Genomic DNA, 15,993 nt, shown 5'->3' with positions numbered 1-15,993 from the left:
TTGCAAATTGAAATAAGCCATGGCTACGCTTAAAACGCATCCGCAGGCACAAAAACTTCACCAACCATGATACGCCTTGCTGAACGACTCATCGACACTTTTTTGGCTTGCCAGCGGCCTTCGACTTGTTCGGTTTTACCGCCGACCAGTAGCGTCCCTGATGGATGACCAAAACGTACCTCTGTCAGCTCGCCACCACCAGCAGCTTTGTTAACAAGCGTGCCTTGCGTGGTTGCGGCAGCGGCAATAGCGACTGCTGCTGTCCCCATCATGGCGTGATGCAATTGCCCCATACTCATGGCACGTACGACCAAATCAATCTCTTCTGCATCGACCGATTTACCACTAGAGGCGGTATAGCTCTGTGCGTTACCAACCCAAGCGAGTTTGGGAATATGCTGGCTGGTTTGCGCCTCGCTCACATCTTTAAATAATCCCATCGCCACGCCGCCTGTGGCACGGATTTTTTCAAGCTTGGTAAGTAGCTCACTATCACTATTAATGTCGCCTTGTAGCTCAGTACCCGTAAAGCCCAAATCTTCTGCGTTTATAAAGATGGTTGGGATACCTGCACTAATGAAGGTGGCTTTGATGCTATCAGCATTTAGACCGCAGCCTGATACATCGAAATCATCGACCAAATTGCCCGTCGGGAACATGTCGCTGGTGGCATCAACCGGATCGATAAACTCAATTTTGACTTCAGCTGCTGGGAAGGTGACACCGTCTAATTCAAAATCACCTGTCTCTTGAACCTGTACTTTGTCATTTGCATCTTTATAGACTGGCACATGGGCAATAATGGTTTTACCAATATTTTCTTGCCAGATACGCACTTCACAAATCCCGCTTTTAGCATTGTCATCGATACTATTAGCAATTTTGTCGGCATCAACTAGACCCATATTAATGGCACAGGCACCGACGGCTGCAGTTAAGTTACCACAGTTACCCGCCCAATCAATCATGGGCTTTGCGATATTAACTTGTCCAAACAGATAGTTCACGTCGTGATCTGGTCTGTCAGAGGCCGATAAAATAACGGCTTTTGATGTGCTAGAGCTGCCATTGCCTAAGCCATCGATCTGCTTACCGTAAGGATCAGGGCTACCGACGACGCGCAGCAAAAACTTATCACGTGACTCGCCAGCAACTTGGCAACGCTCAGGTAAATCAGATAATTTAAAAAACGTACCCTTTGAGGTACCGCCACGCATATAGGTGGCAGGGACGGAGATTTGCGGAGCGAAAGAAGCTTTTGATTGAGAGTTGGTTTGGGTCACTGTATTGAGTCCTTTTTATATTGTTATAAGATTGGGTATGGCGTCATCAGCAAGTAAACACGAACGACTAAGAACGCTCATTAATAATGATAACGACAAGAGATAATCGTCAGATAATTATCATCGACGGCATATACCAATCGATTGGCGTCATCGATGCGTCTTGACCAAAATCCAGATAGGTTTTCTTTTAAAGGTTCAGGTTTACCAATTCCTTCAAACGGATTACGCTTACATTCAGTGATAAGTTTATTAATACGCTTGAGTGTTTTTTTGTCTTGCGTTTGCCAGTACAGGTAGTCTTTCCACGCAGCGTCTGTCCATGCTAATTGCTCACTCATTGTTAGACCCTTTGGATTGATTAAAGCCTTTGAGTTCAAGCACTCTCAATATCGCTATCCGTGTGCTCATTGTTATCGCTGCGACCGTCACTTCTATCACTATTTTCTGCCGTATCAATTAACTCACGCGTGACAGTCTTGCCAGCTTTATATTGGGCAATAGAGTCCGCTAAGTGCGCCGCATTGGCAGGGGATTTTAGCAGATAGACGGTTTCCATCAGGCTATTGTAGTAATCAAGTGACATCACAACGGCATCATCAGCGTCACGGCGGGTTACGATAGTGGCATTGGCATCATCGTTTACCGTATCTAGGACAGATTTTAGATGCTTTCTGGCTTCTGAAAAACTAACGACTCTCATGGTTTACTCCTTTCATAATACGCTTCATTACTTGTACAATATATGGTACATATTACGCCATTGGTTAAGTAAACTCAATATTTAGCTGCTATCTAGTACTTAGGAGTAAGTAACAAACTCAGTGTATAGAACGCAAAAGCAAATAAAAGCCGACGTCATATAAGGTTATACAACATCGGCAACTTTTATTCTTTATTGCTTATCACACTAAAACCTACAGTATAGCCCTAGACGATATCAAGCGTACCTTCGATAAACTCTTTAGCAAAGCGTTGTAGCATACCGCCAGCGTTGTACATTTTTACTTCATCAGCCGTATCTAAGCGGCAGATAATAGGCGTCTCAGTGGTACTACCATCGGTACGATGGATTACTAGAGTCATCAACCCGCCAGCCGAGACTTCACCTGTGACATCAAAGGTTTCCGTGCCATCGATATTTAGCGTATGACGAGTCACGCCTTCCTCGAACTGTAGCGGCAGCGCGCCCATGCCCACTAAGTTTTGACGATGAATACGCTCAAAGTCTTCAGCGACAACGGCTTCCACACCAGCGAGACGGACGCCTTTGGCCGCCCAGTCACGGCTTGAGCCTTGACCATAGCCATCACCTGCGATGATGATCAGCGGCTGCTCACGGTTCATGTAGGTTTCAATCGCCTCCCACATACGCATGACTTGACCTTCTGGCTCAACACGCGCCAGTGAGCCTTGGATAACTTCACCATCTTCATCGCGTACCATCTCGTTCAATAGTTTAGGGTTGGCAAAGGTGGCACGTTGCGCGGTTAAATGGTCGCCGCGATGGGTCGCATATGAGTTATAGTCTTCGGCAGGCAAGCCCATAGTGTCCAAATACTCGCCAGCTGCTGACGTACCAAGAATAGCATTTGATGGTGACATATGATCGGTGGTGATGTTATCACCTAATACGGCAAGCGGACGCATACCTTTTAGTTTGTTCATCGCTGCCATTTGACCTTCCCAATACGGCGGACGGCGAATATACGTGGTCATTTCACGCCAGTCGTACAATGGGCTTAACGCTTTGCCTGTGTCTTTTTTGGCCTCATCAAACATGGGGATATATACGGCATTAAACTGCTCAGGCTTAACAGCAGAAGCAACAATGGCATCCACTTCTTCGTCATCAAACCAGATGTCTTTTAGATAGACATCATTGCCGTCTTGGTCTTTACCCAACGAGTCTTTTTCAATATCAAAACGGATGTTACCAGCGATGGCATAAGCGATAACCAGTGGCGGCGATGCTAAAAATGCTTGCTTGGCATACGGATGGATACGACCGTCAAAGTTACGGTTACCAGATAGCACTGCCGTGGTGAACAAATCATTGTCGATGATTTCTTGCTCGATGTCAGGGTCAAGTGCACCGCTCATACCGTTACACGTCGTACAGGCAAAGCCTACTACATCAAAACCGATTTCCTGTAGCTCTGGCATTAGACCTGCTTCTTCTAAATACATTTTGACCGTTTTTGAGCCGGGTGCGAGTGAGGACTTAACCCACGGTTTACGCAATAGTCCTTTGGCATTCGCGTTACGGGCGACAAGACCTGCAGCTACCATGTTGCGAGGGTTTGAGGTATTGGTACAGCTGGTAATCGCCGCGATAATCACTGCGCCATCTGGCATGAGACCATCTTTTGGTTCAGGGAGTTTTTGATCAGGCGCGTGGGCGATGCCTTTGGCCACCAAATCATCAGTAGATACACGCGCATGGGGACGCGACGGGCCTGCCATGTTACGACCGACTGATGACAAATCAAACTCAAGGACGCGTGCATATTCGGCTTTTTCCATGCCATCAGCCCATAGACCCGTTTGCTTAGCATACTGCTCAACCAGTTTAATCTGTTCCTCAGAACGACCCGTCAGACGCAGATAGTCAATGGTTTGCTCATCGATATAGAACATCGCAGCAGTGGCGCCATATTCAGGCGTCATATTGGAGATAGAGGCGCGGTCACCAACACTTAGCTGGCGTGCACCGTCACCAAAGAATTCAATATAGGTAGAGACCACACCTGCGTCGCGTAAGAACTCCGTCATCGCCAGTACGAGATCCGTACCAGTAATGCCTTTTTGCAGTTTGCCTGTTAATTTGACCCCAACGTAATCAGGCAGGCGCATATAAGAGGGGTTGCCTAGCATGACGCTTTCGGCTTCTAGACCGCCCACACCGATTGAGATCACACCTAGGGCATCGACCATCGGCGTGTGACTATCCGTACCAACCAACGTATCAGCGAATGCGACTTCTTCACCCGCTTTATTGTGTACGACCTGTACGACAGGTGACATTTTCTCTAGGTTGATCTGGTGCATGATGCCGTTACCAGGCGGTACGACGTTGACATTGTCAAAGGCATACTGGCACCAGTTGATGAAGTGAAAGCGGTCATCGTTACGGCGCTCTTCAATCGCACGGTTTTTCTCAAAGGCGTCTTCTTCAAAGCCTGCGTGCTCAACCGCCAATGAATGGTCAACGATAAGCTGAGTGGGCACGATAGGGTTTACCTTGGACGGATCACCGCCTTGCTCAGCAATGGCATCACGCAAGCCTGCCAAATCAACAAAGGCCGTCTGACCCAAGATATCGTGACAAACGACGCGGGCAGGGTACCAAGGAAAATCAAGATCTTGCTTGCCTTCGATATGCTGCTTTAGTGCTGCCGTTAAATCCTCAGGTGGGCAACGGCGCACAAGGTTTTCACACAATACTTTTGAGCAAAATGGTAGCTTGTCATAAGCACCTGCTTCGATGCGCTCGACAGCTTCGCGAGTGTCAAAGTAGTAAAGGTCAGTATCAGGAAGTGGTTTTTTGAATTCATCGTTCATGGGTTGTACGAGGGCGTTGTCCATAAGTCACCTTTGGCTGTTGTCTAATTTTGATAAGTAGTTAAACGTCGATATTAGATAAAAATTCATTCCTTTAGCAAAATCATCATCATCGTCCATTATTGCAGGCTTTGCTAAAGAATCGATATTGAAAGTTAAGATGGCATGATCTATAAAAAAAATAGCGTATGACGATCAAACCTAAAAATATCATAGCTAGGCTCAATCGACATACCTGTATCAGCTAGCACTGCCGCTAGCTGATAATAAGTACGTAACAATAGCTACTTAAAAGAAATCAACTTAACGCGCGCTCATATCTGGTACAGGACGCAGCTCTTCACCCGTATATTCGGCACTTGGGCGAATGATACGGTTGTTGGCACGTTGCTCAAACACGTGAGCGGCCCAGCCAGTCAAGCGTGAGCAGACAAATATTGGCGTGAAGAGTTTGGTCGGGATACCCATAAAGTGATAGGCTGATGCATGGAAAAAATCAGCATTCGCAAACAGTTTTTTCTCGCGCCACATCACGTCTTCAACACGCACAGACACAGGGTAGAGCACCTCGTCACCAACATCAGCGGCCAGTTTTTCAGACCAACCTTTGATGACGACGTTACGTGGATCTGATTCGCTATAGATGGCATGACCAAAGCCCATGATTTTGTTTTTACGTGCTAGCATGGCCATCATCTTTGTCTCGGCTTCATCAGCTGAGCTAAAGCCCTCAATCATATCCATCGCCGCTTCATTCGCGCCGCCATGCAATGGACCACGTAGTGAACCGATTGCGCCAGTGATACAAGAATGGATGTCAGACAAAGTCGACGCACAGACACGCGCAGTAAAGGTTGAGGCGTTGAACTCATGCTCTGCATACAAGATAAGCGACACGTTCATGACTTTTTCGTGTAGCTCGTTTGGTTTTTCGCCTTTGAGCAGATGCAAGAAATGACCGCCGATGGTCGCATCATCCGTCTCAGTCTCGATACGCACGTTATCATGGCTAAAGCGGTACCAGTAGTTGATGATTGAGGGGAATGCGGCAAGCATACGATCAGTTTTATCGTTTTGCTGAGCGAAATCCGTTTCGCTCTCAAGGTTGCCCAGCATTGAGCAGCCCGTGCGCAGTACATCCATTGGATGCGCATCGCTTGGAATACGTTCAAGCACGTCTTTTAATGCTTGTGGTAGGCCGCGCAGGCTTTTGAGCTTAGCTTGATAGGCATCAAGCTCATTTTGCGTAGGTAAATTACCGTATAGCAGTAAATACGCGACTTCTTCAAAGATGCACTTATCCGCCAGCTCTGATACATCATAGCCGCGATAGGTCAGACCAGAGCCCGATTTGCCAACGGTCGATAATGCTGTCTTGCCAGCGACTTGTCCGCGAAGTCCTGCGCCTGAAAGTTCTTTCTGTGCTGCCATGTCTACATTCCTTTTGTGGGTAGCTTTTTATATTGTTAAGTGAAAATACTGCTTATTATGGTTATTTATTATCTGCAAACAGCTTGTCTAAGGTTTGCTCAAACTCGTGATAGTTTAAGAAATCATAAAGCTCCATGCGCGTCTGCATGGTATCGACGACTTTTTCTTGCGTGCCGTCATCTAATAGATGTTGATAGACATTCAGTGCGGCCTTATTCATGGCGCGGAAAGCGGATAGTGGGTACAGCACCATATCGACGCCCACACCGTACAGCTGGTCAGTGGTATACAGATCGGTCTGACCAAACTCGGTCATGTTGGCGAGGACGGGAATGTCGAGTACATCGGTAAATTTACGATACATCTCAATATCGGTGAGCGCTTCTGCAAAGATCATGTCTGCACCAGCTTCGGCAAAGGCAACGGCACGTTCAACAGCAGCGTCTAAGCCCTCAACTGATAACGCATCGGTACGAGCCATCACCACAAAATCAGAGTCCGTTTTCGCATCCAATGCCGCCTTTAGGCGATCAACCATTTCTGAGATACTGACGATTTCTTTGTTAGGACGGTGACCACAGCGCTTTTGCGCGACTTGGTCTTCGATATGGACGGCTGCCACGCCTGCCTTTTCCATTTTTCTGATGGTTTGAGCAATATTAAACGCACCGCCAAAGCCGGTATCAATATCGACAAGTAGCGGGGTATCGACTGCATCCGTAATACGGCGCGCGTCTTCTAGCACGTTATCAAGGCTGGTCATGCCCAAGTCAGGCAAACCAAATGACGCGTTTGCCACACCGCCACCAGAGAGATACAGCGCTTGGTGACCGACTTGGGTCGCCATCATCGCGGTGTAGGCATTGATCGCGCCTGCAATTTGTAGTGGCTGGTTATTATCATTTTTTTGTTTAAGCGCACTGCGAAAGCGTGCACCTGCTGAGAGTGAGGTCATGTGAGTATCCTTTCATGAGCTTGTATGGATAGAAAATAATCTTATTGTTGTCACTGATTATACTCAATTATCCACGTCTGCAAAGGTTAGCTTGTAGATTATTGTTTATTATATTTAATGGTTAATTGTAGTTAATTTAATATTATTCATAAAACAAATAGCATTATGTATTTTTCAATACTTCGCTATGATAAGTATTCATATTACCCAAATATTCAAATATTAAGAGGCGTTATAATTTACATTTAGTTACAATTACAATAGGCATATTGCTCTATAAATTGTCCTGTTCCTACCAAAAAGCCCTAACAGCTGAGCTATTAGGGCTTCATTTATCATGAGCTTAAAAAAGACTAAGTTTAAGCAAATAAACCTGCCAAATTGGCTAAGAACAATAAGGCAAATCCTGCCAAGAATATCAAGCCTGCGATAGACAGAGCGTTCATACCTGCGGACAGTTTTTTATGTTTCTTAACCAATGAGTAGTTTAACCAACCAAAGATAGGCGCAGAGACAAACGCGGATATCATGGCAAACTTAAGCATCGCGCCCAATTGTCCCGTGAAGAACGTAATAATCACAAGCCCGCCACCGATAGCGTATGTCGTCCAAAAAGCGATTTGCTTTTTATTGATTTCGCTTTCGCCTTTTAGCAAACGCCAGCACTCAGCATTGGCACGGCCATAGCCGTCGGCACAAGTAATCGTGGTGCCAAACATACACATGAAGGCGACGAACGCTACCAGCAATCGTGACCATTCACCGATAGTTGCCGTATACATATTGATTAACTGGTTGATATAAGCACCGCCGACCAACTCAATCTCTTGTCCTGAACCATACTGGACAAACACACCAAGTGACAAGAAAAACAAGGCTAGAATCGCTGAAACGGTATAACCGACATTAAAGTCGAGCAAGCCTTGCTTGTGCGTGGTGTGATCGGTTTTGACTTTGGCAGAGGTCCACATAGAAGTAATCGCGGCAAACTCAAGCGGCGCTGGCATCCAGCCCATGAGTGCGACGATGAAACCGAGTGTCGCTAGGTTCCAAGGAGACACAGCAATAAAATCTGCTGCCATAACCGTGGGCTTGCCAGCGGCAATCATGACTGCGGCAACGGTAGCTGCCGTCAAAGCAATCATAATCCATTTAGTCACGCCATCGAGCAATTTATAATGACCGGCTATCAAAAAGAACCAAGAGACGGCTACGATGATCATAGACAGCACCATCGTCGATAACTCAAGAGAGGCGGGTAGCATAAAGCCTAAAATCACCGCTGCAATTAGCGAGACCGCACCCGTACTGATGACCGCTGATAAGATAGAGAGAATAAAATATACCCAAAGATACACCTTTGAGCGCTTGGCGTAGCCTGCAATCAAGCTCTCGCCCGTATCGTAAACATAATCAGTTGCAAAGCGAAAAAACGGATATTTAAATACGTTGGCTAAAACAATCATAATCGCCAACTGCCAGCCGTAGATAGCGCCAGCCTGCGTTGATGAAATCAGATGCGAGCCACCGATTGCAGCGGTCGCCATCAAAATACCTGGACCAAAAATACGCCAACTAAAGCCTTCTTGTTGCTCAGTAACGATATCGTCAGTGGTACTTGGGTTGTTGAGTGGTTGTGTGGACATGAATACCTCGAAATGGTTAAAACGGCAAAACATCACTTACCTGTGTCAGTTTGCCAGTGATCACTAGACAACCGCTTTAGACATGTTTATACGTGCTTTTTTATAAAACGATTAATCTTGTATCGACTTTAGCACACCAATACGATTCAGGAGAATGATTATTCTATTTATTAACAGTGATAGTTATTACTATTTGTTTGCATTGCCATTCTTTTTGGTTAGCATATTAATCTGATAATATCAAGTATTAAGGCAGATTATTTTTGGCGTTTCTTTATAACACAATATCCACGCAATATCTGGTCATTTAAGGACGTTACACAAATTTTTGTCGCCGGTAGGTGATGCCTCTTTCTTCATAGACCTGATAGATAGCATTCAATAACTCAGAGATACTTGGATGCACAAAGTCTTTGAGAGTATGCAAATAAATAGGAGAGGTGACGTTTTCGTGTACCAAACGCTGATAGCTGATTTGTTCTGTACGTACTGTGGTTAAGCTGGCAGGTACAAGCGTGATACCTTCGCCCGCAGCGACTAAGCCTAGAGCTACTTGCAAGTCACTCACCGTGGTAGTCATAAAGGGTGAGATACCGTATTGTGCAAACAAATGTAACAACGGCTCCGTAATCGGCTCGCTAAGTGCAGATTTTTCATTGATGACACGCCTGGTTTTTGTATTGGCTTCCTGCTTTGCTTTGATGGACTCTGATGTCGGTAGTGTGGTGGCAATCGGCAAATGCGTTTGATGGTATAAAATCAAGCGATTATTTGCCAAATCTATCAATCGCTGCTCCTTTACATGGGCAAGAGGATGCGACTTTGGTAAGGCCACCACGTAGCGCTCATGACGCAGTAATATTTGTTGAATCCATGGATCTTGATGGGCAAAACGCCCAAAACCGATATCAATCTCACCAGATTTGAGTGCCTCCATTTGCTGATAAGAGCTGATATCTTTGAGGTTGACCTCTATATCAGAATTGGACTGCTTGAGCATGGCGATGATTTCAGGGAGTAACCCATATAATACTGACGGCACAAAGCCAATGTTTAGCGCACTACTTGGCGCTGATAAACGCTGGGTCATACTCGTGACGGTCTCGATTTCTGTCAGTATGGTGCTTATCTTATCGTAAAAAAATTCGCCCGCTTCAGTCAGATGTAATGGCCTGTGGTAACGATCGATAAGCACGACATCCATATCGGTCTCAAGCTGTTTCAGCAGGCGGCTCAAACTTGGCTGTGACAGTCCTGTCTTTTCTGCGGCTGCACTAAAGCTGCGCAAATTCGCGACAGCAATAAATGCATTGAGCTGTTTTAAATCCATGTTATTAAGCCTGTTATGGTATATGTTGTCTCTATACAAGCCGTTTTTAATAAGCTTCTACCTCACTACTTAACTTAAGACAAGCTGTGCAAATATTAGCGACCTAAAATAAATTGTGCTTGAAGATAGGGGTGTGAGCAACTATATTGGGGACTAGTGATGCTGTTACATTTGAGCAATAAAAATCACAACTTCATTTTATCAGTCATTTACTGTCAGTAGCATAAACTGGCTTGGTTTTATTTTATGAACGACGAAAAAAAAGACATCGGTACTGATTTTGACAAAGAGTTGTCTCAACTCGTTCATAAAAAATCGCGTAAGCGTGTCAAAAACAATATTTACGAACGTTTTATCAGTCGAGTCCAAAGCGCTGAAAATGATACCCAAAATGATAATGATGATTCAACATCCTTAAAAACGGCAAGTAAGTTACCTGCTTTTGAGCCTCTAAGCGTAGAAGAGTTGCAACTATTCGAAGATGAAAATAACGATAAAGAGCCAAGATTAGAGTTTGCCGACATCGGCACAACAAACGCTACTTTTGATTTTTCAGGTCAAAATGCATCGACACAAAACAAGGTGTCAGATACACGAATGGATAATTATGCTGGTGTTGACCATAACTTAAATAGTGATTTAAGTAAGAATAATGAAGAAAAAAAGCCATCTTCTGTCGTTCTCGATCAAGCGACGCCTTTATCTAACACAACGATCGATGACCCTTTAGATACTAAATCCAACCCATTGGAACCAGATCATAGGGATGCTATAAAACCACAAAAAAAAGTGGTCAGTAGTAAAAAACCTCTCATTATTGGTATGATTTTTGGTTCACTACTCATTGCTATCGTCGTACTTACCCTTATTTTTACAGGATTTTTATCGATTTCTATTTCTGATACTACTGTTAGCAATGATAGTGGCTTAAATGGGACAACGCCTGCGTCGACCACTAGCACGCCAGTGGTCGGCGCCGAACCTGTAGTGAATAGCGATGACGATCCATTACCTAATGACGCCAATACGGTCGAGGAGCCGTTAGTGTCAGTACAATCGATTAATGCAGACAATAGCGAACAAAACGTGCCAGCAGCTGAAGTTGAGCCTATAGAACCCTCTCCAGCTCCAGAGAGTGAGGCTGCCATTACCTATGAAGACTTTAGGCAAGAGTCACAAACCACGTTGTATCGTGAGACTAACGATTAGAATAGTTAGGTTTAGGCGCATTTTAATTACAGCAGAGGCATATAGTACCTTGTACCGTGCCACGGAAAAATAATGGGCGACCGTACATTTTTTTTATCACCATCGTGCTGGCAAGCACACTAAAATAACTATGACAGTAGCAATCTATCAGAATATTCTCGTTGGTTGGTCAGTCGTATCGTCTCTTACCCCGTATTACGTAAACCCGCTGCCAGTGCGTTAATACTACGGATCAATGGGTCTTCTACATTGAGATCGCCATCTTTATGGTTATCTGTCGTATCTTCATTTTGTTGTCTAGCACGCTTCAACAGCTCAATCTGTATATAGTTAATCGGGTCTAGATAAGCGTCTCGCCACTGCAGAGATGCTGCAAGGTTTCGCTGACCAGATAAAAGCGTTTCTTGATCTAGCAAAGAATTCAGACCGGAAGAAGTCAGCTCATGCTCATCGAGCACCTCACTCATGATCTGTTCGCGTAGCGCCTCGTCATCACACAACTGGCTATATGCTTGTGCAATATTCATCTCAGATTTGGTAAAAGCCATCTCGATATTACTGATAAAGACACTAAAAAATGGCCAGCGCGCATTCATCTCTTTCATCAAAATCTCGTTGTCTCTGACACTGTGCAGAGCACTACCAACGCCATACCAAGCAGGTAGGGTAAAGCGTGCTAACGACCAGCCAAATACCCAAGGAATCGCTCGCAATGTGGTTTTACTTGGCAAGCCTTTTTTGCGATGGGCAGGACGTGAGCCAATGTTCAGTAAGGAGATTTCTTGTACTGGGGTCACTTGTGAGTAGAATTTATAAAACCCTTCCGTATGATCGGTCAGCTCTCGATAACGTTGTTCGCCTGCTTCTGCTAACCGTGCAAACAAGGCTTCATACTCTGGTAACTCAGTCGGTTGCACGACAAATCTTGTCGAGCAGGCTTTGAGTGTACCCGTGATTGCCATGGTCAGCTCAAACACGGCAGTATCCGTATTGGCATATTTGGCATAAAGCACTTCGCCTTGTTCGGTCACTTTAATCTGACCATGTAACGTGCCAGCCGGCTGTGCCGCAATGGCTTTGTGCGTTGATCCGCCGCCGCGACTCACCGAACCGCCGCGACCATGGAATAACCGTGTTTTTATACCATATTGCTCAGCAATACTATTAATGGTTTGCTGCGCACTATACAGCTGCCAAGCCGAGGTGATGATACCGCCATCTTTTGATGAGTCCGAATAACCTAGCATGATCTCTTGCGTATTATCTGTATTCTGTAGCAATCCGCGATATAGTGGATTGTCTAACACAGCAGGCAAGATTTTATCGATGTTTTTAAGATCTTCGATGGTTTCGAACAACGGTGCGACAGGTAGATCAGCAGACAATTGACCGTCAGCATCAATCGTACATAAGCCTGCAAATCGCATTAACAGCAACACTTCTAGTAGCTGGCTGGCATTGTTCGTCATTGAGATAACATAGCTGCCAAAAGTCGCCTGTCCCACCAATTTGCGTAAGGTGGCGACCGAATTCATCAATGACAATTGCTCACGCGTTTTGTCTGTTAGGTTATCAGTATAGATGAGCGGCGTACCCGGTTTTTCTAACAAGCGTGTGAGCCACTCTTGACGTTCGGTTTCGCTTAGCGTTTGATAATCAGGCAGGTTGGAAGCACTCGCAAAGATATCTGCAATCACTTCACCATGATAAGACGACTCTTGACGGATATCGAGCGCCGCCAAATGAAAGCCGCAAGTTTTTACCAGGCGAATCACATCGAGCAACAACCCATCTGCATGCGCCTTGTCGTGAGTAGCGACACTTTGGCGGATAATACGTAAGTCCTCTAGCAGCTCTTCTGGATTGGCGTATGCGTCTTTTTCAGCCTCGATGTCAGTCCCTTTGCTTTGAATGCGGCGATTGGTGGCATTGACCTTAGTGAGTATTAAAGAAAGCAGACGGCGGTATGGCTCGTTGCCGTAATCATCGAGGTTGTAATCAAATACACGCTGATCGAGCTCATCATAACTTTTGATCTTGGCATATACGTCGGGAGACACGGTGACAATAGTGTCACTATGAATGAGCTGTCGGCGCAGTTTTTTGAGTAGTACTTGATAGTGACGCAGTACGGTATCAGCATGCATCAACACGGCAAGCTCTGTGGTCTCAAACGTCACAAAAGGATTGCCATCTCTATCACCGCCAATCCACGAGCCAAAGCTCATAAAGGCAGGCAGTGGATAGTCGGTCAGCTCTGGATAGATATCAACAATGGCTTTTTTGATATTACGATATACTTTGGGAATGGCATTGAATAAGCTGGCGTTAAAGTAATGCAGGCCGTTGTTAATCTCGTCATATACCAATGGCTTGCGCGTGCGCACTTCATCTGATGACCATAGTAGATCAATCGTCTGAGCGGTTTGCTCTTTGGCTTGCTCGTAGGCGAAGCTGTTTTCAGACACATTGTTTAAAGCGTCGCTGTGCGTGAATAGACTTTGTAAGATATTCATTGTGGTACGGCGACGCGCTTCGGTAGGATGAGCGGTAAATACAGGCGTAAATTTGAGCTGATCAATCAGCTCTTGCATTTGAGCCGGCTCGATATTGCGCTCACGGCACTCAAGTAAGGTACGGCGAAATGACCCCTCCCAGCTTTGCTCCGATTGCATACGCAGCTTATGACGCTGCTCACGCAAGTAGTTTTCTTCGCTGAGATTGGCTAAGAAAAAATAGATAGAAAAGCCGCGTATGACGTTTTTTAAAGTTTGATTGTCCAGAGACGCAATAAAGTCGATAAGCTGCTGTTTATGTGCCTCATTTGGCTCACGGCGCTGTTGAATGAAACCTTTACGCAGGGTCTCAATGGTCTTTATTGTCTGCTCTCCAGATTGGCGAGAAATGGCATCGCCTAGCAATGAACCCAATAAGCTGGTGCGTTTACGTAGTACGTTATTATCTAAAGTCATCCTTAACAACCTTCTTATTAAATGAGTGAGTACAGTGTTAACGAGTATAATATTAGGGCTATCATAGACTTTTTATCTCTACAGATATCCTTACCGTTTTTTACAATTTAACATGAATGGGTAGTTATGTTTAACGCTCAAAGCAATTTTTTATCAATTGATGTTCGTCATATTATAGTGTATTTAACGCCCCGTCTATTTTTCAAACGATTCTTAGCGCGAGTTCACTTGGCTTACGTCTTAGCGTAATCTCGCAGCTTATCTATATAATCCGCCCAATCTTGCATCATCTGTACCCTGGTATCGATTTCATCAAGTCTGTTGTAAGCCCCGCCGTGCGTGTCTTTTATCCTGTGACCCAGCTGTAATTCTGTGACAATGTCTGAGTAGCGTAACTCTGGCTGTTCCATAAGCAAAGTTTTGGCCGAGGCCCGAAAGCCATGCGCGCATTGCACGTCTTTGTATCCAAGCCGGTGAAATATCTGTACCAGTGTGGCTTTGCTGATATAAGCATTGCTTGAGCCGCGCATTGAGGCAAAGACATACTCTTTATGTCCTGTGATAGATTGAATGTTTCGTAATCGCGCAATCACTTGCGTCGCTAATGGCACGACTAAGTGCGACACCATGTCGTCGCGACCTTCGCCTTTGGTCGGGAAGAATGCCCATGTATTATTATCCCAGTCGATATCCTGCCAGCGCATAGAGCGTAAATCAATACTACGGACAAACACATAAGGCAATAAATTCATGGCTTCTAATGTAAGCTTGCTTGCCCCTTTAAAATTGGACATTTCATATAAAAGCGTCGCAAACTGATCGGGCTTGGTAATAGCTGGCAAGTGATTGCCTGAATTGGCAGGTGCCAACTCGCCACGGGTGTCAATCGCTACATTTTTATCGCATAATCCTCGTGCGACAGCGAATGAAAATACTTTTTCCGTATACAGCCGCGTACTGGCGCCAACGAAGGTCGCTTGATTGTCGTTATGTTGGATTGCTTCACACACACTTAATATCATCTCACTGGTGATATCATTCATTCTCAGATCGCCAATATCACGGCACATGTATCCCAAGCACAAATCCCAAAATTTGAGTGTCGACTCACTAAACGCAGGTTTTTTTGATTTGCTTTGCTGACGACTGGATGTTTTGTGATCTCGCCATGCTTGGGCAATGTCAGCGAACGTGGCGTTCTTTAAGTGAGCATACTTATTCACTTGCTCTTTTTGCTGTATGGCTTTGGGGTCAGAGCCGTTTGCGACTATGTTAAGTATGGTCTCTGCTTTGTACTTGACCTCATATAGGCTGATGTCCTCAACCTTGCCGAGCATCATTCTGGGTCGCTTACCATCGACATGTGGATGAGAGTAGCGCAGGTAGTATTCTTTTTTACCGTTTGGATAGACACGTAGACTTAGACCCGCGATACCTGAGACACTGACCGAGTAATCCTTATCTCGACATTCAAGTTTATTGATATCATTTATGTTGTCGACAGCCATGTTCTTATCTGTAATTTTTATGAGGTAAATGCGTGATAGTTTATGCAAATTCGATAACTTATGAAAATACCCTCCTGTAAAAAGCCAAAGAGTAT

10 protein-coding genes and 1 pseudogene are annotated in these 15,993 nt (G+C 45.1%); 1 reads left to right on the top strand and 10 read right to left on the bottom strand.

What is annotated here, in order from left to right:
• Positions 1-29 precede the first annotated feature (29 nt).
• From prpF to PSBA01_RS11985, 8 genes and pseudogenes are all read right to left on the bottom strand, one after another.
• Positions 30-1,217 carry a 2-methylaconitate cis-trans isomerase PrpF gene (gene prpF / locus PSBA01_RS12020; RefSeq protein WP_416383522.1) on the bottom strand — a complete coding sequence of 396 codons (1,188 nt, stop codon included), beginning with the start codon at positions 1,215-1,217 and terminating at the stop codon, positions 30-32.
• Between the two features lie 146 nt (positions 1,218-1,363).
• Positions 1,364-1,624, bottom strand: coding sequence for a Txe/YoeB family addiction module toxin (locus PSBA01_RS12015; protein WP_037025847.1), 261 nt, complete (start codon positions 1,622-1,624; stop codon positions 1,364-1,366).
• 113 nt (positions 1,625-1,737) lie between these two features.
• A pseudogene (locus PSBA01_RS12010) lies at positions 1,738-1,986 on the bottom strand (type II toxin-antitoxin system Phd/YefM family antitoxin); the annotation flags it as partial.
• A gap of 227 nt (positions 1,987-2,213) precedes the next feature.
• Positions 2,214-4,847, bottom strand: a complete 2,634-nt coding sequence (acnD, locus tag PSBA01_RS12005) for a Fe/S-dependent 2-methylisocitrate dehydratase AcnD (protein ID WP_186475537.1) — start codon at positions 4,845-4,847, stop codon at positions 2,214-2,216.
• 303 nt (positions 4,848-5,150) lie between these two features.
• Positions 5,151-6,278: a bifunctional 2-methylcitrate synthase/citrate synthase gene (gene prpC / locus PSBA01_RS12000; RefSeq protein WP_186474500.1), complete on the bottom strand. Its 1,128-nt coding sequence runs from the start codon at positions 6,276-6,278 to the stop codon at positions 5,151-5,153.
• A gap of 61 nt (positions 6,279-6,339) precedes the next feature.
• Positions 6,340-7,233, bottom strand: a complete 894-nt coding sequence (gene prpB / locus PSBA01_RS11995) for a methylisocitrate lyase (RefSeq protein WP_075107124.1) — start codon at positions 7,231-7,233, stop codon at positions 6,340-6,342.
• A gap of 359 nt (positions 7,234-7,592) precedes the next feature.
• Positions 7,593-8,879, bottom strand: a complete 1,287-nt coding sequence (locus PSBA01_RS11990; protein ID WP_414706379.1) for an NRAMP family divalent metal transporter — start codon at positions 8,877-8,879, stop codon at positions 7,593-7,595.
• 316 nt (positions 8,880-9,195) lie between these two features.
• Positions 9,196-10,209, bottom strand: a complete 1,014-nt coding sequence (locus PSBA01_RS11985; RefSeq protein WP_186474499.1) for a LysR family transcriptional regulator — start codon at positions 10,207-10,209, stop codon at positions 9,196-9,198.
• Positions 10,210-10,455: 246 nt separating this feature from the next.
• Here PSBA01_RS11985 and PSBA01_RS11980 point away from each other — a divergent pair, with 246 nt between their 5' ends.
• Positions 10,456-11,418: a hypothetical protein gene (locus PSBA01_RS11980; protein ID WP_186474498.1), complete on the top strand. Its 963-nt coding sequence runs from the start codon at positions 10,456-10,458 to the stop codon at positions 11,416-11,418.
• A gap of 185 nt (positions 11,419-11,603) precedes the next feature.
• Here the strand turns inward: PSBA01_RS11980 and ppc are convergent, their stop codons facing one another.
• Both ppc and PSBA01_RS11970 read right to left on the bottom strand, forming a co-directional pair.
• Positions 11,604-14,390 carry a phosphoenolpyruvate carboxylase gene (gene ppc / locus PSBA01_RS11975; protein ID WP_186474497.1) on the bottom strand — a complete coding sequence of 929 codons (2,787 nt, stop codon included), beginning with the start codon at positions 14,388-14,390 and terminating at the stop codon, positions 11,604-11,606.
• Positions 14,391-14,623: 233 nt separating this feature from the next.
• Entirely contained in the window at positions 14,624-15,898 is a 1,275-nt protein-coding gene (locus PSBA01_RS11970; RefSeq protein WP_186474496.1) for a tyrosine-type recombinase/integrase, read from the bottom strand.
• Between the last annotated feature and the right edge of the window lie 95 nt (positions 15,899-15,993).

Source organism: Psychrobacter sp. KCTC 72983, from assembly GCF_014280455.1.
In the GTDB taxonomy this organism is placed as follows: Bacteria; Pseudomonadota; Gammaproteobacteria; order Pseudomonadales; family Moraxellaceae; genus Psychrobacter; species Psychrobacter pacificensis.
This window is presented reverse-complemented; position numbering and strand designations above follow the sequence as displayed.

Bases quoted from the DNA above. Each gene is read 5' to 3' on its own strand.
- prpF (WP_416383522.1), bottom strand. From the start codon at position 1,217: ATGCGTGGCGGTACCTCAAAGGGTACGTTTTTTAAATTATCTGATTTA.
- PSBA01_RS11985 (WP_186474499.1), bottom strand. From the start codon at position 10,209: ATGGATTTAAAACAGCTCAATGCATTTATTGCTGTCGCGAATTTGCGC.
- PSBA01_RS11970 (WP_186474496.1), bottom strand. From the start codon at position 15,898: ATGGCTGTCGACAACATAAATGATATCAATAAACTTGAATGTCGAGAT.
- PSBA01_RS11980 (WP_186474498.1), top strand. From the start codon at position 10,456: ATGAACGACGAAAAAAAAGACATCGGTACTGATTTTGACAAAGAGTTG.
- prpB (WP_075107124.1), bottom strand. From the start codon at position 7,233: ATGACCTCACTCTCAGCAGGTGCACGCTTTCGCAGTGCGCTTAAACAA.
- prpC (WP_186474500.1), bottom strand. From the start codon at position 6,278: ATGGCAGCACAGAAAGAACTTTCAGGCGCAGGACTTCGCGGACAAGTC.
- ppc (WP_186474497.1), bottom strand. From the start codon at position 14,390: ATGACTTTAGATAATAACGTACTACGTAAACGCACCAGCTTATTGGGT.
- PSBA01_RS11990 (WP_414706379.1), bottom strand. From the start codon at position 8,879: ATGTCCACACAACCACTCAACAACCCAAGTACCACTGACGATATCGTT.
- acnD (WP_186475537.1), bottom strand. From the start codon at position 4,847: ATGAACGATGAATTCAAAAAACCACTTCCTGATACTGACCTTTACTAC.
- PSBA01_RS12015 (WP_037025847.1), bottom strand. From the start codon at position 1,624: ATGAGTGAGCAATTAGCATGGACAGACGCTGCGTGGAAAGACTACCTG.